We start from the raw sequence: 21,671 nt of genomic DNA on the forward strand, positions 1-21,671 counted from the left end.
CCTCTTGTTATTTATTCGCTATCCGACTCGCTCGTCTCGGAGCTGGGCAGACGGACCGGGCGGCTCGGCACCACGGTGGAGATTGCATGTTTGTAGACCATCTGGCTTACGGTGTTCTTGAGCAGAATCACGAACTGGTCGAAGGACTCGATCTGACCCTGCAGCTTGATACCGTTGACGAGATAGATGGAAACCGGAACGCGCTCTTTACGCAGGGTGTTCAGGTAAGGGTCTTGTAGCGAATGCCCTTTTGACATCGTGTCGCTCTCCTAAGGAAATGAAAATACCGATCTGGCGACATGCCAGTTTCCGCTGCCCACCATGGACACGCGGACAAAAACGATTCAGCTGTGGGGCGATATGGTGTCACCGGCCAGGCATTTCAAGATCCGCGGCAGATTGTCACAAGCCAGGCTGTCGAAGGTGTGCGCGGCGGGCCAGCCACGCAACCAGGTCAACTGCCGCTTCGCCAATTGCCGCGTCGCCGCAACGCCACGCGCCACCATCTCTTCCCGGGTGCAATCCCCTTCCAGGAACTCCCACACCTGACGATAGCCTACGGATCGCATGGACGGCAGACCAGGATGCAGATCGGGACGTTCCCGCAAGGCTGAAACTTCGTCGATGAAGCCCTGTTCCAGCATCAGATTGAAGCGCTCGGCGATACGCGCATGGAGCACCTCACGCCGACCGGGCGCCAGGATCAATTGGGCAACAGTATAGGGCAATTGCGTCTGGGGCGCGCCGTTCGAATCGGCATTGGCGCGCATTTGCAGCGCGCGATGCGCGGTCATCGACTGGCCGCTGACGCGATACACCTCGAGGGCGCGCAGGAGCCGCTGGGGGTCGTTGGGATGGATGCGCGCGGCCGACTCCGGATCGACCTCGGCCAGTTGACGATGGATCTCGCCCCAGCCCGCCGTGGCCGCCAGCGCCTCGATCTCGGCGCGCACCCCGGCATCGGCACCGGGCATGTCGGCCAGACCTTCGAGCAGGGCCTTGAAGTAGAGCATGGTGCCGCCCACCAGCAGGGGGATGCGTCCGGCCGCGGTGATCTCGGCCATGGCCGCCAAGGCATCGGCACGAAATTCGGCGGCGGAATAGCTCTCGGCGGGATCGCGGATGTCCACCAGCCGGTGCGGATGGGCGGCCAGCACCTCGGCGTCAGGTTTGGCGGTGCCTATGTCCATGCCGCGATAGATGAGCGCCGAGTCCACGCTGATCAGCTCTATGGGCAGCAGCCGTGCCAGTTCGATGGCGAGATCGGTCTTGCCGGAGGCGGTCGGCCCCATGAGGAAGATGGCGGGCGGCAGGGGGGCGGTCATGAGGGATTCTCGAAGGGCGCCGCGCAGGACACGGCGGGGCGGTCAGCGGCCGCGCAGGAAGAGTTTGTCCAGGTCGTCCAGGCTGAGCTGGGCCCAGGTGGGCCGACCGTGGTTGCACTGGCCGCTGCGCTCGGTGGTTTCCATGTCGCGCAGCAGGGCATTCATCTCCGGCAGGGTCAGCCGCCGGTTGGCGCGTACCGAGCCATGGCAGGCCATGGTGCCGAGCAATTCGTTGAGGTGCGCCTGGATGCGATCGCTGGTGCCGTAGTCCAGCAGGTCGGCGAGCACGTCCTGCACCAGCCGCGCGGCCTGGGCCTGCTTGAGCAGCGCGGGGATCTGCCGGATGGCCAGGGTCTCGGGACCGAGCCGCTGCAATTCGAAGCCAAGGCGCTCGAACCACTGGCCGTGTTCTTCGGCGCAATCGGCCTCGCGCTCGCTGACCGCCAGGGATTCCGGCACCAGCAGCGGCTGACCGCGCAGGCCTTCGCTGGCCATGGCCACCTTGAGCCGCTCGTAGGTGATGCGCTCGTGGGCGGCGTGCATGTCCACCAGGATCAGGCCCTGGGCATTCTCGGCGAGGATGTAGATGCCCTTGAGTTGCGCCAGGGCATAGCCCAGCGGCGGTACGTCGCCCTGCTCCACCGGCAGGGACGCGGTGTCGGCACCCTCAGGCAGCGGCGCGAAGAAAGCCTTGTAGGCGCTCTGCACCTCGGCCACCGGCGCGCCCGCATAGGGCTGCGGGGTGGGCGCGTAATGCGCGGCGCCACCGGATCCGCCGCCACCGGCGAAGGGCTGGGCCGGCGGCGCAGGGCTGTCGTGCAAGACGGCGGCGGCCAGGCGCATCTCGCCCTGGGGGCCGAATTCACCGGCGGCCGGACCGCTCAGCGGCGCCGGTGCCGTGGGCGCCACCACGGCGAGCTGGTCGTCGGGCCGGATATCGCCGAGGGCGCGGTGCAGGGTGCCGTAGAGGAAGTCGTGCACCTGACGGCTGTCGCGGAAACGCACCTCGTGCTTGGTGGGATGGACGTTGACGTCCACCACCGCCGGATCCACTTCCAGGAACAGCACGAAGGCCGGATGGCGACCGTTGTAGAGGACGTCGCGATAGGCCTGGCGCACCGCGTGGGCGACCAGCTTGTCGCGCACCATGCGGCCGTTGACGTAGAAGTACTGCAGATCCGCCTGGCTGCGCGAAAAGGTCGGCAAGCCAACCCAGCCCCACAGGCGCAGGCCGTTGCGCTCGTGCTCCAGCGGCAGCGCCTGTTCGAGAAAGGCCGGGCTGCACACGGCACCGACCCGCCGCCCCTGACTCTGGGGATCGCTCGCCGGATGCAGGGCCAGCACGCTCTTGCCGTTGTGTCGCAGATGAAAACCCACGTCGAAGCGCGCCAGCGCCAGGCGCCGCACCACTTCCTGCAGGTGATCGAATTCGGTCTTTTCGGCGCGCAGGAACTTGCGCCGCGCCGGGGTATTGAAGAACAGGTCGCGCACCTCCACCGAGGTGCCCTGGGGATGGGCGGCGGGCTGTACCCGTGGCTGCATCTCGCGGCCCTCGGTCTCCACCTGCCAGGCCTGGTCCTCGCCGCGAAAGCGCGAGGTCAGGGTGAGGCGCGATACCGAACTGACCGACGCCAGGGCCTCGCCGCGAAAGCCCAGGCTGGTGACGCTTTCCAGTTCGTCCAGGTGATAGATCTTGCTGGTGGCATGGCGCGCCAGGGCCAGGTGCAGGTCATCCGCCGGGATGCCGTGACCGTCGTCGCGGATGCGCAGCAACTTCACCCCGCCCTGCTCCACCTCAATGTCGATGCGCCGGGCACCGGCGTCCAGGCTGTTCTCCAGCAGCTCCTTGGCCACCGAGGCGGGGCGCTCGACCACCTCGCCGGCGGCGATCTGGTTGGACAGCCGCGGGCTGAGCAGCTGGATGCGCCGGGGTTCAGTCATTGCTGGCCGCCAGTTCGTGGGTGGGGATGGTCAACACCTGACCGGAGCGGATGCGATTGCCGCGCAGCCCATTGGCGGCGCGCAGGGTGGAGAGGTCGACATCATAGCGACGGGCGATGAGGCTCAGGCTTTCGCCCGGCTGCACCCGGTGCTGATCGAAGCCACGCACGCTGCCGACCTTGTCGCCCCGCTGCTCGCGCTGCCAGGCCAGGTAGGTGCCTGGCGGCGGACGATGCTGGAAGTACTGCACGATACCGGCCTGGATCTGCCGGGCGAGCAGGCCCTGGTGCGCCGGACTGGCCAGCTTGGCCGATTCGTTGGCATTGGTGATGAAACCGGTCTCTACCAGAATCGAGGGGATGTCCGGCGACTTCAGCACCATGAAACCCGCCTGCTCCACCCGCGAATGCAGGAGCTTGGTCGCGCGCCCGACCTGACCGAGGATGGTCTGGCCGACCTCCAGGCTGGAGGCCACGGTGGCCGTCATGGACAGGTCCATGAGCACCCCGGCGAGCATCGGGTCCTTGTTGTCCAGGGCATCGGACACCCCACCGACCTGGTCGGAGCGGTTTTCCGCATCGGCCAGCCAGCGCGCGGCCTCGGAGGTGGCGCCGCGCTGGGACAGGGCGAAGACGGTGACGCCCTCGGCGCTGGCGCTGGGCGCGGAGTCGGCATGGATGGAGATGAACAGGTCGGCACCCTTCTTGCGGGCGATGACCTGTCGTTGGCGCAACGGGATGAAGTAGTCGCTGGTGCGGGTCAGCTCGGCGCGAAAGCCCTTCTGCCGGTTGAGATTGGCCTGCAGCTGCTTGGCGATGGCCAGCACCACGTTCTTCTCGTACAGCCGGCCGCGGCCGATGGCGCCCGGATCCTCACCGCCATGACCGGGGTCGATCACCACCACCACGTCGCGCTTGCCACTGGGGCTGGAGGGCAGACGAGTCGCCGGCTGGGCCGGGGTCACCGGGGTGGCCGGCAGATTGGGCGTGACGGTGGCGGGGATGTCGCTGGCGGCTGGATCGGTGCCCTGGTCGTAGAGATCGACCACCAGGCGATTGCCGTATTCCTTGTTGGGCGCCAGGGTGAAACTCTTGGGCGTCAGGGCACCCTTGGTGTCCAGCACCAGGCGCACCTCGCCCGGCGAGCGCTGGGCCGCGCGCAGGCCGGTGATGGGCGTATTGCGCAGCGGCTTTTCGTTCAGCCCACCGTCGAGCTGCGCGCCGGACAGGTCGATGACGATGCGATCCGGGGCACTGAGGGTGAAGACGCTGGCCTTGACCGGGCCGGTCAGATCGAACACCAGACGGGTATTGTCGGGCGCACGCCAGACGCGCATGCCCTTGATCTGGGTGGCGGCCAGCAACTGACTGCTGAGAATCAACAACAACAGGCCGAGTCCCGACCTGAAAAAACACTTGCGCATGCCTGCGACCGTATAGCTGGAGAACGAAGGATCGGCGCCTAGGGCGCGAGGGCGGCGCACCAGGCCTCGCCGTGAGCGCCCTGGCTGACCAGGCGTAGATCACGGCCGTCGGCGCGTGGCGTAATGGTAATGTCCAGGTCGGGCTTTGGCAAAAAGCCCTGACCGCGCTCCGGCCATTCCACCAGGCACAAGGCCTCGGGTGTGAAGTAGTCGCGAATCCCCATGAACTCCAGCTCTTCCGGATCGGCCAGGCGGTAGAGGTCGAAGTGATAGACCGCGCCACTGGCCAGTTCGTAGGGCTCGACCAGGGTGAAGGTGGGGCTCTTTACCGCCCCGGTGTGGCCGAGACCGCGCAGGATGCCCCGCGACAGGGTGGTCTTGCCGGCACCGAGATCGCCGTGCAGATAGAGCACGCCACGACCCCCACTGGCCTGGGCCAGGCGGGCACCCAGGGCATACATGGCGTCTTCGTCGGCGGCGTGCAGGGTCAGTTCAGGCATGGCTGGAGTTCCTCGAGCAACTGGCGGGCGACCGGGGGCAGATCGCTGGCGGCGAGACCGCGGCCCTGGCGACCCAGCTCGGCGCCGGCACGGCCGTGCAGCCAGGCACCCAGGCAGGCGGCCTCGAAGGGCGCCTGCCCCTGCCCCAGCAGGGCGGCGATGATACCGGTGAGAATGTCTCCCAGGCCACCCGTGGCCATCGCCGGATGCCCCTCGCCGCACAGCGCCATGCGGCCGTCCGGGTGGGCGATCAGGGTGCCGAAGCCCTTGAGCAGCGCCACGCCGCCGTAGCGCCGCGCCAGTTCGCGGGCGCTGCCGGGGCGATCGGCCTCGATGTCCTTGATCGAGACCTCCAGCAGCCGCGCCGCTTCGCCGGGATGGGGCGTCATCACCCAGGGCCCGCGTGGCGCCTCGACCACGCCGGCGGCCAGCAGGTTGAGGGCGTCGGCGTCCCAGACCTGGACGACGTCCAGCGTCGCGGCGGCACTGGCCAGGGCCTTGCCCCAGGCGCCCTGGCCCAGGCCCGGCCCGACCGCGAGCACATCGGCCTTCTTGGCCAGCTCCAGCACGGCGAAACTCGAATGCACCCCGGCGACCATCACTTCCGGCCGCCGCGCCAGCACCGCGGTGACATTGGACGGCCGAGTCGCCAGGCTGAGCATGCCGACGCCGCAGCGCAGCGCCGCCTCGCTGGTCATGATGGCCGCGCCACCGGTGCCTTCGTCGCCGCCGATCACCAGCAGATGACCGTATTGCCCCTTGTGCGCATTGAGCGGACGCGCCGCCAGGCGCGGCAGGTTGCCGGGCGCCAGGCGCTGGGCGGTGGCATGAGCAGGATTCTGCGGCTCCTCCATCAGCGGCTCGAACACCAGACTGCCGACGTGATCCGGGCCCTTGCCGGTGAACAGTCCGAGCTTGAGGCCGATGAAGGTGATGGTCAGATCGGCGCGCACCAGAGCGCCCGCCGCAGCGCCGGTGTCGGCATCCAGTCCGGAGGGAATGTCGATGGCCACCACCGGCAATTCGCTGGCGTTGATCCGTTCGATGGCCGCGGCATAGGGCTCGCGTGCGGCGCCCTTGAGCCCGGTGCCCAGCAAGGCATCGACCACCAGCCCCTCCAGGGGAGCGTCCGCGCGCCAGGGCTGCATGTCCACGCCGGCGGCCAGCGCCTCGGCATGGGCCAGAGCAGCATCGCCCTGGAGTCCGGCCGGATCGGCCAGGTGCCAGACCCGCGCCTGCCAGCCGGCCTTGCGCGCCAGCGCAGCGACCAGATAGCCGTCGCCGGCATTGTTGCCGCCGCCGGCCAGCACGCAGAGGGCGCCGGCATGGGGCCAGCCGTGGCGCAACGAGCGCCAGGCCGCGGCCGCCGCGTGTCTCATCAACTCGAGACCGGGCAGACCGCCGGCGATCAGTTGGGCGTCGAGATCCCGTACCTGCTGGGCGCTGTAGAGCTGGAACGGCAGTTCGTCGTGCATGCTGGGAAAGCCTCCGGAGTCTGGCAAAATAGGCGGCCCTCCTGCCTGTGCGTTCCCGTCGATGTCCGCTGTCGCTCTCGATCTCGCCGCCCTGGCCGACCTCATCAAGACCTGGGGTCGGGAATTGGGCTTTCAGCAGACCGGCATCGCCGGGCTGGATCTGGCACGTCACGAGGAACATCTGGAGCGCTGGCTGGCCGCCGGTTTCCACGGCGAGATGGACTATATGGCCGCGCACGGCAGCAAACGTTCGCGACCGGCCGAACTGGTCCCGGGGACCCTGAGGGTGGTTTCCCTGCGCATGGACTACCTGCCCGGCGACACCCGCATGAGCGAGCGCCTGGCCGACGGTGCGGCCGCCTACGTCTCGCGCTACGCCCTGGGCCGCGACTACCACAAGCTGATCCGCAAGCGCCTGCAACAGCTGGCCGAGCGCATCCAGGGCGAGATCGGCCCCTTCGGCTATCGCGCCTTCGTCGACAGTGCGCCGGTGCTGGAAAAGGCCATCGCCGAACAGGCAGGCCTGGGCTGGATCGGCAAGAACACCCTGGTGCTCAATCGCAAGGCCGGCAGCTGGTTCTTTCTCGGCGAACTCTTCGTCGACGTGCCCCTGCCTGTGGACGAACCCACCCCGCGCGACCACTGCGGCACCTGCCGCGCCTGCCTGGACATCTGCCCGACCCAGGCCTTCGTCGGCCCCTATCAGCTGGACGCCCGGCGCTGCATTTCCTACCTGACCATCGAGTTCAAGGGCAGCATCCCGCCGGAGCTGCGGCCACTGATCGGCAACCGGGTGTTCGGCTGCGACGACTGCCAGCTGGTCTGCCCCTGGAATCGCTTCGCCAAGCCCACCGCCGAAGGCGATTTCCAGCCGCGCCACAGCCTGGACAGCGCCAGCCTGGCCGAACTCTTCCGCTGGACCGAAGCCGAATTCCTCAGTCGCACCGAAGGCTCGCCCCTGCGCCGCGCCGGCTACGAGCGCTGGCTGCGCAACCTGGCCGTGGGCCTGGGCAATGCCCCCACCAGCATCCCGGTGGTGGAAGCCCTGAAGCTGCAGCGCCAACACCCCTCACCCCTGGTGCGCGAGCACGTGGAATGGGCGCTGCAGCGGCATGGTGCAGCCTGAGCGGCAGGCCAGGAGATCAGGGCCCTACCGTGGTGTAGGGGATCGGCGCCCACCAGCTGCCATAGGGCACGCCGTACTTATCGACATAGCTTTTAACCACCGGCGACAGCGGTCGGTACTTGCCGCCCGACTTGCCACCATAGGGCCCCTTGAGCTCGATCTCGGCCTGGAGGGTCAGGACTTCGATGGGATCGAGGCAGGGGCCCATGATCCAGACCTTGACCACGCCACCAGGTGCCAGGCCGATGGTGAGGTCCTTGCGATAATCCGAGGTACGACCACTGACCGGACACTCGGCTGGTAGACGCTCGACCATCTTTTCCCTGGCCCAATCGGGGATGGTGAACAGCGCATGATAGGTTTGAGGCTCAACCATGGATTGCCAGCGTAACGAGACGACGTAGGGTAGATCTAAGCCGGTTAGGTTACGGCCGGCACCGGAGCCGATCCTTTTAGGCCAGCCTCTGGCGGTAGCCGATAGGCTGGCTGGCTCGCCCATGGCGACTACTCCCCCCATGGCATTGGGAAAGATACGCCCACTGTTGTCGCCAATGTTGGCTTGCTCCAGCCAAACTTCCATATAGTTGGGCGCCAGAAAGCCCAGGTACCAGGCGTCATAGGGCAGCTTGTTCGCGGCGTCAGACTGACAACCTGCCAGGCCCAGTAGCAGGACGAGAGACGGCAGCCAGCGACTCATCGCGGGTACCCCGCTTGCGGACGATTGGGATAGAGGCTGCGCCTACCATCGGCGGTGGGTGCATCGACGAAGATTGCATCCACATTGCCCAGGCCACTACCCATGCGCGCATTCCAGTGAGCCGATCTGTGCACATAGCGACTGAGCAGCAGACGATTCTCGGTCTGACTGAGTGTCTCGGGCGCAGGCGGACTGCCTGCCTGAAGCTTGCTGGCTATAGGAACCAGATCGGCCGGCAAGCGCCACTCCGGATCCTCTTCGTCAAGAGCCATGAAGGGCACACCCTGGGCGCTGGCCAGACGGTGCATTATCCGCAGGTAAACCAGAGATAGCTCTCCACGTACCTGCCGCTCCAACCGTATCGCCGCGAAGACCTCGACCTCCGGCAGGTCGCCCCGAACGCGGGGCAACTCGAGGCGCCAGGTATCGATGCCAAGACGAGTGCTGGTTGAGTCGTACCAAGGCGCCCCTTGCAGGCGCCGTAACTCCAGTTCGGCCTGACAATAGCTCCAGGCCTGGTGGCTATCCGTGCCCCGGGGCTCGCGGGAAGCCCTCGGCCGGGTCAATAGCAATCTTTCCTGTATCTCAGCCGAATAGCCGCCACCAATATCAGCATGGGCGCCGGGCAGGAAGATCTCTTCATGCTCGGGTGCCACGCTGGTCAGGGCGAAATTACGGCGGTACTCATGCTGCGCGGCTAACTGCACTACCTTTAGCGCGCAACCGGATGGTAAATAAAGATTGAGTCCAGGATTTACTGCATTGGCCGGACTGAAATCGCCTCGCAGGGGATCGGCGATCGCTGCCACGGTATCGAACAAACCGATAAAGTTGAGTCTTGCCTTGGCGCGCTGCCAGGAAAAACACGGCAACAGTCCTGTAGCCGCGATACCGCCATCTGCTTTGAGCACTTCATTGGCAAAATGCCGCGCTGCGGCTGCCCCTCTGCTAAAACCAAAAAGATCAAAATCAATAGCTTCGACAGTTACGTTGGGATTGTTTCGTTTGAATTGGTCATAGCTGTCTCCAAAGGCTTTCGGGAACGTCTGGACACAAGCAAGGACGCCACTAGCTCCTAGGCCAGTACCCATTGAACATAGGCTATCCGCCTGGCCGGCACGGGTGCCAATACCTTCAATGTAGATACGAAGTGTGGCTGTTGACTCGTCGCCCTCAAGTACCCGTGTGGCATCGCTTTTATATAGCCTAAATAGCCGCGCAATATTCGTCTCCGCCCCCGCATAGCTGCCATCGGCATTGAGCATGAATTTCTCACAGTGCCTTGCGATGCTACGCGCCTGATCCTGGCGAAAGCCCTGCTCTTCCGCGCGACAAGCCGCACCGGTGGCGGCGTTGAAGAGGTTGTTGCCGGTGCCGTCGAAGAAGACGCCAATGCGCAGGGTGATGCGCTGTTCTAGCGGACGTTCCGCCTGTTCGGCGACTTCGTCCCTGGCAACGGGTACGCCCTCCGGGTGCTTGGCAGGCTCCTCGATAACCGGTCGCTCCCGGTCGCGCAGCGCCGAAGGCTTGCCCGGCCCCGGTGCCAGGCCGGTGGTGCCTGCATGGCTTGCGCAGGCGCCCTTGGCCACGCCGCCTGCATCCAGGCCGATGATGACGCTGCCCGAGCCGCCGATCACCACGCCGCCATGGCTGGTAAGGCTGCCGAGCACCGCCGCAGGCCGGCCGTTGATCAGGACAGTGGGGACGACCGCGGCGCTCAGGACCGCGCTACAGCCACACGCATGGCCCAGGGTGGCGGCGGGCAGGCCATCGAAAGCGACATCGGCGGAGCCCTGACTCAGGGCCGTGGTACCGCATTTGGGGCAGGCGACGGCGTCGCCCAGGCGAGCAGCAGGCTTTCCAGACATGACCGATCTCCCTATCGGTAACTGGGGCCTGAAAAATGCCGCACAAAAGGCTCTAGGACAAGCTTTTCAGCGCGATACCGCGCAATTTATCACTGCCTTAGCCGTGAGGATCGTCCGGATAGGTGAAGGTCGGCATCTGCCAGTTGAATCTCAGCGCCAGCAGGCGCAGCAGCAACCCCGCGGCCAGGGTGATGAGCAGCGCCTGCTCTTCGCCGAGCCACGGGCGGCAGAGCAGGTAGCAGCCGGCGGAGAGCACCGCCACGCTGGCATAGAGCTCGCGCCTGAGGATCAGGGGTACGTCGTTGCAGAGGATGTCACGCAGGATGCCGCCGCAGGTGCCGGTGAGGGTGCCGCTGACGATGACGATGGCCGGACTCAGGCCCATCTCCAGGGCCACCTGGCAGCCGATCACGGTAAAGGCCACCAGGCCCAGGGCGTCGAGCACCAGGAACAGCCGGCGCAGATAGCGCATGACCCGCGCGATGGCCACGGTGGCGAGGCCCGCGCCGACGGTGAGCGCAAGGTACTCCGGGTGCTTTACCCAGCCGAGCGGATAGTGCCCCAGCAGGACATCACGCACCGAGCCGCCGCCCAGGGCGGTGACGCTGGCGATCAGCGCCACGCCGAACAGGTCCATGCCGCGGCGCCCCGCGGACAGGGCGCCGGTCATGGCCTCGGCGGTGATCGCGACCAGGTAGAGGATGGACAGCAGCACGGACGGGCGGCCGTCAGACCTTGATGAAGTGCTCGCGGTAGTGCCGCAGCTCGGCGATGGAATCGCGGATGTCGTCCAGCGCCAGGTGGCTACCGCTCTTCTTCACGCCGTCACGCACATGGGGCGCCCAGCGCGCGGCCAGTTCCTTGAGGGTTGAGACGTCCAGGTTGCGGTAGTGGAAATAGGCTTCCAGCTCCGGCATGCGGCGATAGAGAAAGCGGCGATCCTGGCAGATGCTGTTGCCACAGATCGGCGACTTGCCCTTGGGCACCCACTGCTGCAGGAATTCCAGGGTCAGGGCCTCGGCCTGGGCGGTATCGACGGTGCTCTCGCGTACCCGCTGGGTCAGCCCCGAGCCACCGTGCTGGCGGGTGTTCCACTCGTCCATGCCGGCCAGGATCTCGTCCGACTGGTGGATGGCCAGCACCGGGCCTTCGGCCAGCACATTGAGGTCGCTGTCGGTGACGATGGTGGCCATCTCGATGATCACGTCCCGATCCGGATCCAGGCCGGTCATTTCCAGGTCGATCCAGATCAGGTGCTGCGGATTGGGGGCGGTCATGGTGAACTCCTTGATGATGGCACCAGTGTAGCAGCGCGCCTGCCGCGTACCTACCGGCGCCAGAGCAGCAGCCGGCTGCCACGCAGGTCGCCTACCTCCAGCACCTGATCCGCCGGCTGGTCGGGAATCTCGAAGGTGTTGCTGATCAGCCAGCTGCCGGCCCGCTGCTCCGTGCGGGCCTTGTCGCCCAGGCGTGGCATGGGCGCCGGCGAGAGAAAGCAGTAGACGACGTCGAACTCGCCCAGCTCCACCCGCCAGAGATCGCGATAGCGTACCTGACAGTTGCGCCGCGGCAGGCAGCGCAGCCAGGCCAGGGCGAAACTCAGCGGCGCCGTCTCCACCCCGACGAAGGTGGCCTGAGGAAAGCGCCGGGACAGATCGACCAGGGTATCGCCCAGGCCGCAGCCCAGGTCGACGAAGCGAAAGGTCGGCTCGCGCTCGACGAGCAGTTCGGCCAGCCGCTCGCGGGTCTGGCGGCCGGTAAGGTAGAGCGGTACCCGCTCGCGCAGGCTGTTCCAGTTCAGCAGCAGGAGCAGCAGGAAGCCGAGCGCGGCGATGCCCGCCGAGAGTCCGCGACCGCTGACCAGGTAGAGCGCCGGGGCGAACAGCAGATTGATGAACACCCACCAGCGGGCGAGTCCCAGCAGCTCGCCCAACAGGGCCGCCAGTACCGCCTGCAGGCAGACCAGCGCCAGCAGCGAGGGGCGCTGGCCGGCGAAGCCGGCCCACAGGCGAATGCCGACGACGGCGACCACCAGGGCGGCCAATTGCACCAGCACGGCCAGCAACAGCGGATAGCGCGAGGCGAGATGGGCCAGCATGGGGGCTCCGGAGCGACGAGGTACGCCAAGTTTAGGTAATCCGCGAGAGGCGGCCAATGCTAGACTCAGCGGTCCTGAAACCCGCGGATATCCCATGGCCAAACGCCACCTGACCCGTCGCCAGAGCTGGCGGATCGAAAAAATCCAGACCGAACGCGCCGCTCGCGCGGAAAAGCGCGAATCCAAGCTGATCGACGAACTCGAAGGCGGCGATCTGGGACCGGAGCAACAAGGCCTGGTGATCGCCCACTTCGGCGTTCAGGTGGAGGTCGAGGATGACGAAGGCCAGCTGCAGCGCTGTCACCTGCGCGCCAACCTGCCGACCCTGGTCACCGGCGACCGGGTGGTGTTTCGTCCCAGCCTCCAGGGCAACGGCGTCATCGTCGCCCAGTTGCCGCGGCGTTCGGAGATCTGCCGACCGGACATGCGCGGTCTGCTCAAGCCGGTGGCGGCCAACGTCGACCGCCTGGTGATCGTCTTCGCCCCGCTACCCACGCCTCACGCCAATCTCATCGATCGCTACCTGGTGGCCGCCGAGCATGCCGGCATCCAGCCGCTGCTGCTGCTCAACAAGGCCGACCTGATCGACGCGCACAACGGCCCGGCGCTGGACGAACTGCTGGGCGTCTACCGCGAGCTGGACTATCCGCTGCTGGAAGTCTCGGCTCACAACGGCCTGAGCATGGACCAGCTCAAGAGCGAGCTGGACGAGCACGTCAGTGTCTTCGTCGGTCAGTCGGGGGTGGGCAAGTCGTCGCTGGTGAACGCCCTGCTGCCGGGCGTCGATACCCGCGTCGGACCGCTGTCCGAGCTGACCAACAAGGGCACCCACACCACCACCACCGCCCGGCTCTTCCACTTTCCCGATGGCGGCGATCTGATCGACTCGCCCGGTATCCGCGAATTCGGCCTCAGCCACGTCAGCCGTGACGACGTCGAAGCCGGCTTCAAGGAATTCGGCGACTACCTTGGCCACTGCCGCTTCCGCGACTGCAAGCACGAGCGCGAGCCCGGCTGCGCCCTGCTCGCCGCCCTGGAGCGCGGTGACATCCATCTGCAGCGGATGGCCAGCTACCGGCATATCCTGGCCAGCCTGGAAGGCGAATCTCGCTACTAAGGAAAACGCCGGGCAAGCCCGGCGTTTTCCTGTATCAGTCGACGACCATCAGCCGAAGACGCGGAAGCGCTCGGCGTCGTCCATGAAGCCCTTCTCCGGGAAGTCGCCCTCGTTGGAACCGAAGGGCATCTGGGCGCGCAGGTGCCAGGTCTCCGGCAGCTTCCATTCGGCAGCGGCCAGGGCATCGGGCAGCGGATTGTAGTGCTGCAGGCTGGCGCCGATGCCGGCGTTGGCCAGGGCCGTCCACACGGAGAACTGGGCAATGCCGCTGGCCTGCTCCGACCAGATGGGGAAGTTGTCGGCGTAGGCGGGATACTTGTCCTGCAGGCCGGCAACGACATGCCGATCCTCGTAGAACAGCACGGTGCCGGCGCCGGCCGCGAAGCTGTTGATCTTGCCTTCGGTAGCGGCGAAGGCGTCGGCCGGCACGATCTGCCGCAGCGCCTGCATGACGAAGCCCCAGAACTTGTCGCTCTCGGCGCCGAACAGGATCACCGCGCGCGAGCTCTGCGAGTTGAAGGCGGAGGGCGACAGCTTGACCGCTTCCTGGATCAGCGCGGTGACCTGGTCCTGGGCCAGTGGCAGGTTCTTGCCCAGCGCATACTGGCTGCGGCGGCGCTTGATGGTGTCGATAAAGGCGTTGCTCATCGGAAGGCTCCTGCAAGGGAATCGGAGATCGGGAGACCGCACACCAGGGCGCAAGGTGCCCGATCCAGCATGAAACCCCTGCAGCTTACCCAGCCCTGCGCAGGCCAACGGACGAAAAAACCGAACGCTAGCAGCGAATTTTCCTATCGATCACCGCCACTCTTCAGGGCTTGCCCTGGATGACGCCGGCATCGAAGGCATTGACCTGATTCTTGAAAGCCGCGTTGTTGATCGGCTGCGCCAGGTTGCCGGTGGCGCTGACGCCGCCGCTGGAGACTCCGCTCCGGCTCGCCGCCGGTGTGGCACCGGCCGCGGGCTTGGGTGCCTGGTTGCCGCCGGCGCGGCCTTCGATGGCCTGCTGGGCCTTCTTGGTCAGCACGATGATGTCGATGCGGCGGTTGACCGGGTTGAGCGGATGCTCGCGATCGAAGGGTGCCGAAGAGGCATAGCCGACGATCCGCGCCACCTGCTCTTCCGGATAGCCACCGGCGATCAGCGCCCGGCGCGCGGCGTTGGCGCGACCGGCGGACAACTCCCAGTTGCTGAAGTCGCCCTTGCCGGCGTAGCGCGCGGCATCGGTATGGCCGCTGATGCTGATCTTGTTCGGCACCTGGCGAATGGTGTCGGCCATGGCCAGCAGGATGTCCTCGAAATAGGACTTCAGCCGCGGACTGCCGGAATCGAACATCGGCCGGTTCTCGGCATCGACGATCTGGATACGCAGGCCGTCCTGGGTGATCTCCAGCAGGATCTGGTCCTTGAACTTCTGCAGCTCCGGATTCTGCTCGATCTTGTTCTGCAACTCCTGCAGCAACAGCTCCAGGCGTTCCTTGTCCACCTGCTCGGCGATCTTTTCCGCCTGGCTCGGATCCATCTTCGCCTGGCTGGCATCCTTCTGCTGCTGAGCCGCGTCGTTGGGCTGGCGCTTGTCGGACTGATCGGGCGCCTGGGTGGGATCGGGCGCGACGCGGTTGGAATCGTTGGGGTCGGCGCGCTCCTGCACGTCCGGATTGACCTTGTTCTGGGTCGAATCCGGTTGCGCCTGGATCTCGGGATTCAGGGTGCGGTCAGGCGCCGGCGTCGGCGTGCCGCCCAGGTCGATGACATAGGGGCTGGCACTTTCGGTGAAGCCGATCGGATCCTGGAAGTAGCCGGCGATGGCCTTCTTCTGCTCCGGGGTAGCCGAGGACATCAGCCAGAGCACCAGGAAGAACGCCATCATGGCGGTGGCGAAGTCGGCGAAGGCGATCTTCCAGGCGCCGCCGTGGTGGCCGGCGGCGCTTTTCTTGATGCGCTTGACGATGATCGGCTGGTTGTTGTCCATCAGCTGCCCCGCATCGCCTGCTCGAGCTCACTGAAGGACGGCCGGTGCGCCGGGAACAGCACCTTGCGGCCGAATTCCACGGCGACGGTGGGCGGCATGCCGCTGGCGGCGGCGACCAGGCAGGCCTTGATGGCCTCCAGCACATTGAGCTCTTCCTTGGCGTCGTGCTCCAGGCAGGTCGCCAGGGGACCGAAGAAGCCGTAGGCGGCGAGAATACCGAGGAAGGTACCCACCAGGGCGGCGCCGACGTGACCACCGATGGCCGCCTGGTCACCCTCGCCGAGCATGCCCATGGTGATCACGATACCCAGTACCGCGGCGACGATGCCGAAGCCGGGCAGGCCGTCGGCGACCCGCGATACCGCGTGGGACGGATGCTCCAGCTCTTCCTTGATGCCGGCCAGCTCCATGTCGAACAGGCCTTCCAGCTCGTGGGGGGCCATGTTGCCGGAGGACATCAGCCGCAGGTAGTCGGCGACGTAGGCGGTCATCCGCTCATCCTTGAGGATGTTCGGGTACTTGCTGAAGATCGGACTGGCCTTGGGATCCTCGACGTCCGCCTCGATGGACATCATGCCCTCGCGCCGGCTCTTGTTGAGGATCTCGTAGAGCAGCTTGAGCACGTCCAGGTAGAAGGCGTGGGTGAAGCGGTTGCCAAACATCTTCAGCGACTTCTTGAACACCTGCATGAAGGTGCTGCCCGGGTTGGCCTGCAAGAAGGCCCCCAGGGCGGCACCGCCGATGATCAGGACCTCGAGCGGCTGGATGATCGCAGCGATCTTGCCATGCGCGAGGATGTAGCCGCCGAGGACAGCCGCGAATATCACGATGATGCCGATGATTTTTGCCATGGTTGGGAATACTGTGTGCTAAGGAAAATTGAGCCGGGGATCTGCCCTCACGTCCCCTTTATCGGACCCGGCGCCCCGGACTGAAGGCCTTTCATCAAATTTCAAGGCGACCGTCGTATGTCCAGCCGCCCGAACACCGTCGAAGACTGGGTCAAACACCTGGAAGGCGTACGCCTGCCGGTGGCCACCGCCACCGCGGAGCGTCTGCGCCGCGCCCTGGCCGATGGCCGTCTGGCGCTGCATGAGATCGCCGAACGGCTCTGCGAGTCACCCCCCCTGGCGCTGGCCCTGCTGCGCGAGGCCAATCGCGGCCATGCCAGCCTTGGCGATCCGGCCGCCAGTCTGGAGGCCGTGCTCGGCCGCGTCGGTCTCGGGCCGGCGGAATACCTGATCGCCCGCCAGCCGACCCTGGCCGAGGAGCGTCTGCCGCGTCCGCTGCGGCAGCTATGCCTGGTCAGCCAGCACGCCATGACCCTGGGGCTGGGCCTGTTCGGCGTGCCCCTGGCGCGGCTGTGGCCGGACATCCGCCTGGCCGCCCTGCTCTTTCTGGCGCCACTCTGGCCGCTGGCGACCCGCTATCCGGAACTCTTCGAGGAATGGGAACGGCGGGTGCTGGGCGAAGGCGAACCGGCGCTCAAGGTCGAGCGCGAACTGCTCGGCGTGCCGGCGATCCGCCTGTGCCAGGCGCTGGCCCGTCACTGGCAGTTGCCCGAGTGGATCGTGGAAGGCTATCGCCTGCTGGACCAGGATCGCCGGCAACTGGTCAGGGCGCTGCACATCGCCCATGGCGACGATCCCCTCGAGCAGCAGCAGCGCCTCGACGACGACCCCACCCTGCGGCGCTGGCTGACCCATCCCGGCAACACCATCCTGCTGGCCAACGGTCTGGCCCTGGCCAGCCACCACGCCTGGGATGGTCCTCATACCCTGCGCTGGCAGCGTTTCAGCGCCCTCTATCTGCAACTGCCGCTGGCACGGGTGCAGAGTCGCAGCCATGAACTGGCGGTGCAGGATGCCCAGCGCCATGCCCGACCCGGCCTCTGGCATCCGGCCGAGGGCCTGGTCTGGCCTCCGGGCGAACGGCGCCTCAAGCCGGTGCCCCGGGTACAGGTCGCCAGCGAGAGTCAGGCACAGCGCTGGCGCGGACTCTGCGAGCAGCTGCTGCACACGCCCAGCGCCTTCGCCACCCTGCCCCAGCTGTTCGATTGCGCCCGCCAGGCGCTGGTGGCCTGCGGCCTGCCGCGGCTGCTGCTGCTGACCCCGGATCGCAACGGCCAGAAGGGCAATGTCCAGCTGCACCATGGCCTGGACGACGCCCCCGGCCTGCAGCTGGACATCGCCAGCCATCCGCTGCTGGCCAAGCTGTTTGGCGGCCCCAGCCAGTTGCGCATCGATGACGACAACCGAGCACGTTTCGCGCCGCACCTGCCCGCCGATCTGCGCCGGCTGTTCAGCAACGAACGGCTCTGGCTGCGCAGCCTGGGCTTTGGCGAACGGGTGGTACTGGTGGCGATCCTGGACAGCGAACTGCAGCCGGCGGATCCGCGGCGCAGCGCAGCGCTGGACAAGACCTTCACCTGCATCGAGCGCGCCATCGGTACCTTTGCCAACCGTCCGCGGGTACGACCGACCTGACGCTGGCCGGTCAACCTCGGTACACTTCACCTTTGCTACGGACCGACGGGAAATCCGCGATGCCCTTTTCCGCCCTGCCCCTGGTGATCGAACCGGCCGATCTCGCGGCGCGCCTGGATGCGCCCGAACTCATCCTGGTGGATCTCTGCAGCGCTGCCCACTATGCCGAGGGCCATCTGCCCGGCGCGCGCCATGTCGCGCCCGCCCGCACCCAGCTGGGCAGCAAGCCGGCGCCCGGCCTGTTGCCGGCCCAGGCGGACCTGGAGCAGCTGTTCGGCGAACTGGGGCAACGCGACGAGGCTGTCTACGTGGTCTATGACGATGAAGGCGGCGGCTGGGCCGGACGCTTCATCTGGCTGCTGGACGTCATCGGGTACGGCCACTATCACTACCTCAACGGTGGGCGCCAGGGCTGGATCGCCGCCGGCCTGCCGCTGAGCACGGCGGTCCCCGCCACGGCCGGGGCGCCGGTCGCCCTGACCCTGCACGAGGAGCCCACCGCCAGCCGTGCCTACCTGCAGAGCCGGCTGGGCGCCGAGGACCTGGCCATCTGGGACGCCCGGGGCGCCGATGAATACCGCGGCGAAAAGGTGCTGACCGCCCGTGGCGGCCACATCCCCGGCGCGATCAACTTCGAGTGGACCGCCGGCATGGATCGCGAGCGCCAGTTGCGCATCCGTGAAGACCTGGCCGCCGAACTGGAGCGCCTGGGCATCACCCGCGACAAGGAAATCATCACCCACTGCCAGACCCATCACCGATCCGGCTTCACCTATCTCGCGGCCAAGGCCCTGGGCTATCCGCGCGTCAAAGCCTATGCCGGCTCCTGGGGCGAATGGGGCAACCACCCCGACACCCCCATCGAATGATTGCCAAGGACCTCTCATGAAACTGCAAGACCGTCTGTTCATCCTTGCCCAGCACCTGCTGCCGCACCATCTGCTGTCGCGGCTGATCGGTGGCTTCGCCGAGTGCCGGGTGCCCTGGTTCAAGAATCTGCTGACCCGCTGGTTCGTCCGTCACTATGACGTCGACATGCGCCAGGCCCAGGTGGAAGACCCCACCGCCTACGAGAACTTCAACGCCTTCTTCACCCGCGCCCTCAAGCCCGGCGCCCGCCCGCTGCCGGCCGAAGCCGGCGTGGTGGTCAGTCCGAGCGACGGCGCCATCAGCCAGCTCGGCCGCATCGAGCACGGCCGCATCTTCCAAGCCAAGGGCCACAGCTACAGCCTGCTGGAGCTGCTCGGCGGCGACGGCCTGCGCGCCGCGCCCTTCATGGGCGGTCATTTCGCCACCATCTACCTGTCGCCCAAGGACTATCACCGGGTGCACATGCCGCTCACCGGTACCCTGAAGGAGATGGTCTATGTGCCCGGGCGCATCTTCTCGGTCAACCAGCTCACCGCCGAGAACGTGCCCGAGCTGTTCGCCCGCAACGAGCGGGTGGTGTGCATCTTCGATACCGCCGTGGGGCCCATGGCGGTCATCCTGGTCGGCGCCATGATCGTCGCCAGCATCGAGACGGTCTGGGCCGGTCTGGTCACGCCGCCAAAGCGCGAACTCAAGCGCTTCGCCTACGACGAGGCCGCGCGCGCACCCATCACCCTGGGCACCGGCGACGAGCTGGGTCGCTTCAAGCTGGGCTCCACCGCCATCGTGCTGTTTGGCCCGGACGCGGTGAAATGGTCCGCTGAACTCGGCGCCCTGTCCACCGTCAACATGGGGCAACTGCTGGGGGTTCCGACCACGTCGACCCCCTTGACCACCGTTTCCGAGCCAGGGCCTCTCGCCTAGATGCGCGGTTCATTGCCCATCGAAACAGGAGTGTGCGCGGCGAATGGATAGCAAAAGGCCACAGCTCATGTTGCGGGTACCGACGCCCGATCAGCGCAGCCTGACGTTTTGTGACGCCACCCCGGCCGGCCTCAAGCGCTGGCTGGAGCAATTGCCGCGGGCCAAGTTGGGCGAATTCGCCCGGCTGCTCTACCAGGGTTTGCTGGAGCTCAATCGGCTGGTCCTGACGCCGGAAGCGCGTCTGCGCCTGCTCGAATCCCTGCGCCCGGACGTGCAGCGGGTCTGTCAGCTGCTGGAACGCCATGTGCTCAACCAGGCCATCGTGCTCGACGAGCGTTCGCGCAAGGTAGCCAATCTCTGCCAGGCGCTGCAGAACCTGCTGGCGGCCGGCTACAAGCTGATCGTGGTCGAGGAAAGCGACCGTGGCGAACGCAGTACGCTGCTCGCGACCGCCATCCAGCGTGCCCTGCGCGCCCTGCTCGGGCCGCTGATCCGCGCCGCCCAGCTCTATACCCCGGTGCACGACAACCTCTGGCTGGAGCTGCACCAGCTCTACCGGCTGGCGGTGACCACCGGCCTGCACAATCAGAAGATTCGCGATGAACTGCTGCCCGGCGACGGCAGCCAGACCATCACCCAGGCCTATGGCGCCGCCCTGCTGTTCGGCGCCGCGCGCTGCAACCAGTTGCGCCAGAGCCACATCGCCCAGCTGACGCTGCACCTGGACGACTGGGCCAGCCTGATCCGCCTGCAGGGTCCCGAGCAGAACGGCACCCTGATGGTGGTGGCGCCGCAGATCGACGCCCCGCCGCGCTATCGCTCGCTGTTGCGCGAAGCCAATCTCAGCGGTCTTCTCGGCCTCGCCCCGCAGCAACTGGTGCAGGCCATCGAAGACTACCTGGCGCTGGCCCCGGAGCAGCGCCCCCGCGCGCGCCTGCCGGTGCACGGCGATCTGTCCCTGGATCTGCTGCAACACCTCGTCGGGGCCTGGGGCCAGGAGGCGGATCGCGCCTTCCAGCGCATGCCCGGCCAGGGTCAGGTGCAGGTCTGCATCGGCATGAGCGCCCTGCACTACCAGCTCTCGGGTGGCCAGGTGTTCGCCGACACCCTGCGCCTGTCGGCCGTGGTCGCGCCGGACACCTTTACGCCCAAGCCCAAGGAAGACGTCTGGTCGCTGGCCTTCGACGCCGACACCCGGACCCCCGATGCCCTGGACTGGAGCGCCGAGGGCCTGGAAGAAATCCATTACGACGCCCTGCCCGGTGAAGGCGAGGGGGCCAGTCCCGCCTTTCCGATCCATGCGGTGCAGGTGGTCAACCACAGTCCGGGCGGCTATTGCCTGAGCTGGAGCGGCGAGGTGCCCGAGCAACTGCAGGCCGGCGAATTGCTCGGCGTGCGCCTGCCCGAGGATCACAACTGGGGCCCGGCGGTGGTGCGCTGGGTCCGCCAGGTGCCCGGCAGCGGGACCCAGATGGGCGTCGAACTGCTGGCGCCCACTGCGCGCCCCTGTGGGCTGCAGCTGCTGCGCAAGGCCGAGCAGAACAGTCAGTACCTGCGCGCCCTGCTCCTGCCGGAGATCAAGGCCATCGACCAGGCGCCGACGCTGATCGCACCGCGACTGCCCTTCCAGGAAGGCAGCAAGGTGCAGATCAATCAGCAGGGCAACGAGCAGCGCGGCATGCTCGACCGGCGGCGCAGCATGACGGTCAGCTTCAGCGTCTTCGAATATCACCTGCTGGAGCAGAGCGGTACGCAGCCCAGCGGCGGATCCACTGGCGGCGGCGCGCGTCAGGAAGAAGACTTTGACTCGTTATGGAAGTCTCTGTAGCTTCGATAAATCATCGTTATC

At 66.7% G+C, this 21,671-nt stretch carries 20 protein-coding genes; 6 read left to right on the forward strand and 14 right to left on the reverse strand.

Annotated features, from left to right (window positions below):
- Positions 1-11: 11 nt before the first annotated feature.
- From hfq to QE393_RS17345, 6 genes are all read right to left on the reverse strand, one after another.
- Positions 12-257: an RNA chaperone Hfq gene (hfq, locus tag QE393_RS17320; RefSeq protein ID WP_007161156.1), complete on the reverse strand. Its 246-nt coding sequence runs from the start codon at positions 255-257 to the stop codon at positions 12-14.
- Positions 258-344: 87 nt separating this feature from the next.
- The gene (miaA, locus tag QE393_RS17325; protein WP_310044830.1) at positions 345-1,325 is read right to left on the reverse strand and encodes a tRNA (adenosine(37)-N6)-dimethylallyltransferase MiaA; all 981 of its coding nucleotides are present in this window, start codon (positions 1,323-1,325) and stop codon (positions 345-347) included.
- Positions 1,326-1,367: 42 nt separating this feature from the next.
- Entirely contained in the window at positions 1,368-3,266 is a 1,899-nt protein-coding gene (gene mutL, locus QE393_RS17330; protein ID WP_273808182.1) for a DNA mismatch repair endonuclease MutL, read from the reverse strand.
- Positions 3,259-4,689, reverse strand: coding sequence for an N-acetylmuramoyl-L-alanine amidase (locus tag QE393_RS17335; RefSeq protein WP_273808184.1), 1,431 nt, complete (start codon positions 4,687-4,689; stop codon positions 3,259-3,261). The genes mutL and QE393_RS17335 overlap by 8 nt, the downstream gene beginning before the upstream one ends.
- 38 nt (positions 4,690-4,727) lie before the next feature.
- Positions 4,728-5,189: a tRNA (adenosine(37)-N6)-threonylcarbamoyltransferase complex ATPase subunit type 1 TsaE gene (gene tsaE, locus QE393_RS17340; protein WP_273808185.1), complete on the reverse strand. Its 462-nt coding sequence runs from the start codon at positions 5,187-5,189 to the stop codon at positions 4,728-4,730.
- Positions 5,177-6,664, reverse strand: coding sequence for an NAD(P)H-hydrate dehydratase (locus QE393_RS17345; RefSeq protein WP_310044833.1), 1,488 nt, complete (start codon positions 6,662-6,664; stop codon positions 5,177-5,179). The genes tsaE and QE393_RS17345 overlap by 13 nt, the downstream gene beginning before the upstream one ends.
- A 61-nt stretch (positions 6,665-6,725) precedes the next feature.
- Between QE393_RS17345 and queG the strand changes: the two genes are divergently transcribed.
- Positions 6,726-7,790, forward strand: a complete 1,065-nt coding sequence (gene queG, locus QE393_RS17350; protein ID WP_273808187.1) for a tRNA epoxyqueuosine(34) reductase QueG — start codon at positions 6,726-6,728, stop codon at positions 7,788-7,790.
- A gap of 16 nt (positions 7,791-7,806) precedes the next feature.
- Here the strand turns inward: queG and QE393_RS17355 are convergent, their stop codons facing one another.
- The 5 genes from QE393_RS17355 to QE393_RS17375 form a co-directional block, all read right to left on the reverse strand.
- A complete protein-coding gene (locus QE393_RS17355; protein WP_310044836.1) occupies positions 7,807-8,487 on the reverse strand; it encodes a DUF2931 family protein in 681 nt (226 codons plus the stop codon).
- A complete protein-coding gene (locus tag QE393_RS17360) occupies positions 8,484-10,355 on the reverse strand; it encodes a PAAR domain-containing protein (RefSeq protein WP_310044837.1) in 1,872 nt (623 codons plus the stop codon). The genes QE393_RS17355 and QE393_RS17360 overlap by 4 nt, the downstream gene beginning before the upstream one ends.
- Positions 10,356-10,452: 97 nt before the next feature.
- The gene (locus QE393_RS17365; RefSeq protein ID WP_042137396.1) at positions 10,453-11,067 is read right to left on the reverse strand and encodes a trimeric intracellular cation channel family protein; all 615 of its coding nucleotides are present in this window, start codon (positions 11,065-11,067) and stop codon (positions 10,453-10,455) included.
- Positions 11,068-11,083: 16 nt separating this feature from the next.
- On the reverse strand, positions 11,084-11,632 hold the full coding sequence (gene orn / locus QE393_RS17370; protein ID WP_158896605.1) for an oligoribonuclease: 549 nt from the start codon (positions 11,630-11,632) through the stop codon (positions 11,084-11,086).
- 50 nt (positions 11,633-11,682) lie between these two features.
- Positions 11,683-12,453, reverse strand: a complete 771-nt coding sequence (locus QE393_RS17375; RefSeq protein ID WP_273808191.1) for a class I SAM-dependent methyltransferase — start codon at positions 12,451-12,453, stop codon at positions 11,683-11,685.
- Between the two features lie 94 nt (positions 12,454-12,547).
- Here QE393_RS17375 and rsgA point away from each other — a divergent pair, with 94 nt between their 5' ends.
- Positions 12,548-13,570 (forward strand): small ribosomal subunit biogenesis GTPase RsgA, encoded by a 1,023-nt coding sequence (gene rsgA / locus QE393_RS17380; protein ID WP_273808193.1) that lies wholly within the window; start codon positions 12,548-12,550, stop codon positions 13,568-13,570.
- 48 nt (positions 13,571-13,618) lie between these two features.
- Here the strand turns inward: rsgA and QE393_RS17385 are convergent, their stop codons facing one another.
- The 3 genes from QE393_RS17385 to motA all read right to left on the reverse strand — a co-directional run bounded on the left by QE393_RS17385 (position 13,619) and on the right by motA (position 16,393).
- Positions 13,619-14,218, reverse strand: coding sequence for a nitroreductase family protein (locus tag QE393_RS17385; protein ID WP_007161171.1), 600 nt, complete (start codon positions 14,216-14,218; stop codon positions 13,619-13,621).
- A 163-nt stretch (positions 14,219-14,381) separates the two neighbouring features.
- Positions 14,382-15,542 (reverse strand): flagellar motor protein MotB, encoded by a 1,161-nt coding sequence (locus QE393_RS17390; RefSeq protein ID WP_273808195.1) that lies wholly within the window; start codon positions 15,540-15,542, stop codon positions 14,382-14,384.
- Positions 15,542-16,393: a flagellar motor stator protein MotA gene (gene motA / locus QE393_RS17395; RefSeq protein WP_017642892.1), complete on the reverse strand. Its 852-nt coding sequence runs from the start codon at positions 16,391-16,393 to the stop codon at positions 15,542-15,544. Before motA ends, QE393_RS17390 begins: the two co-directional genes overlap by 1 nt.
- 117 nt (positions 16,394-16,510) lie before the next feature.
- On the opposite strand from motA, the gene QE393_RS17400 reads away from it, so the two are divergent.
- The 4 genes from QE393_RS17400 (at position 16,511) to QE393_RS17415 (ending at position 21,650) form a co-directional block, all read left to right on the forward strand.
- Positions 16,511-18,028: an HDOD domain-containing protein gene (locus QE393_RS17400; RefSeq protein WP_310044838.1), complete on the forward strand. Its 1,518-nt coding sequence runs from the start codon at positions 16,511-16,513 to the stop codon at positions 18,026-18,028.
- A gap of 59 nt (positions 18,029-18,087) precedes the next feature.
- Positions 18,088-18,897: a rhodanese-like domain-containing protein gene (locus QE393_RS17405; RefSeq protein ID WP_310044839.1), complete on the forward strand. Its 810-nt coding sequence runs from the start codon at positions 18,088-18,090 to the stop codon at positions 18,895-18,897.
- A gap of 16 nt (positions 18,898-18,913) precedes the next feature.
- Complete coding sequence (gene asd / locus QE393_RS17410) at positions 18,914-19,822, forward strand: archaetidylserine decarboxylase (RefSeq protein WP_310044841.1); 909 nt, start codon at positions 18,914-18,916, stop codon at positions 19,820-19,822.
- A gap of 67 nt (positions 19,823-19,889) precedes the next feature.
- On the forward strand, positions 19,890-21,650 hold the full coding sequence (locus QE393_RS17415; RefSeq protein ID WP_310044843.1) for a molecular chaperone: 1,761 nt from the start codon (positions 19,890-19,892) through the stop codon (positions 21,648-21,650).
- The last annotated feature ends 21 nt before the right edge of the window (positions 21,651-21,671 follow it).

The organism is Pseudomonas sp. SORGH_AS_0211 (assembly GCF_031453455.1).
In the GTDB taxonomy this organism is placed as follows: domain Bacteria; phylum Pseudomonadota; class Gammaproteobacteria; order Pseudomonadales; family Pseudomonadaceae; genus Chryseomonas; species Chryseomonas aestiva.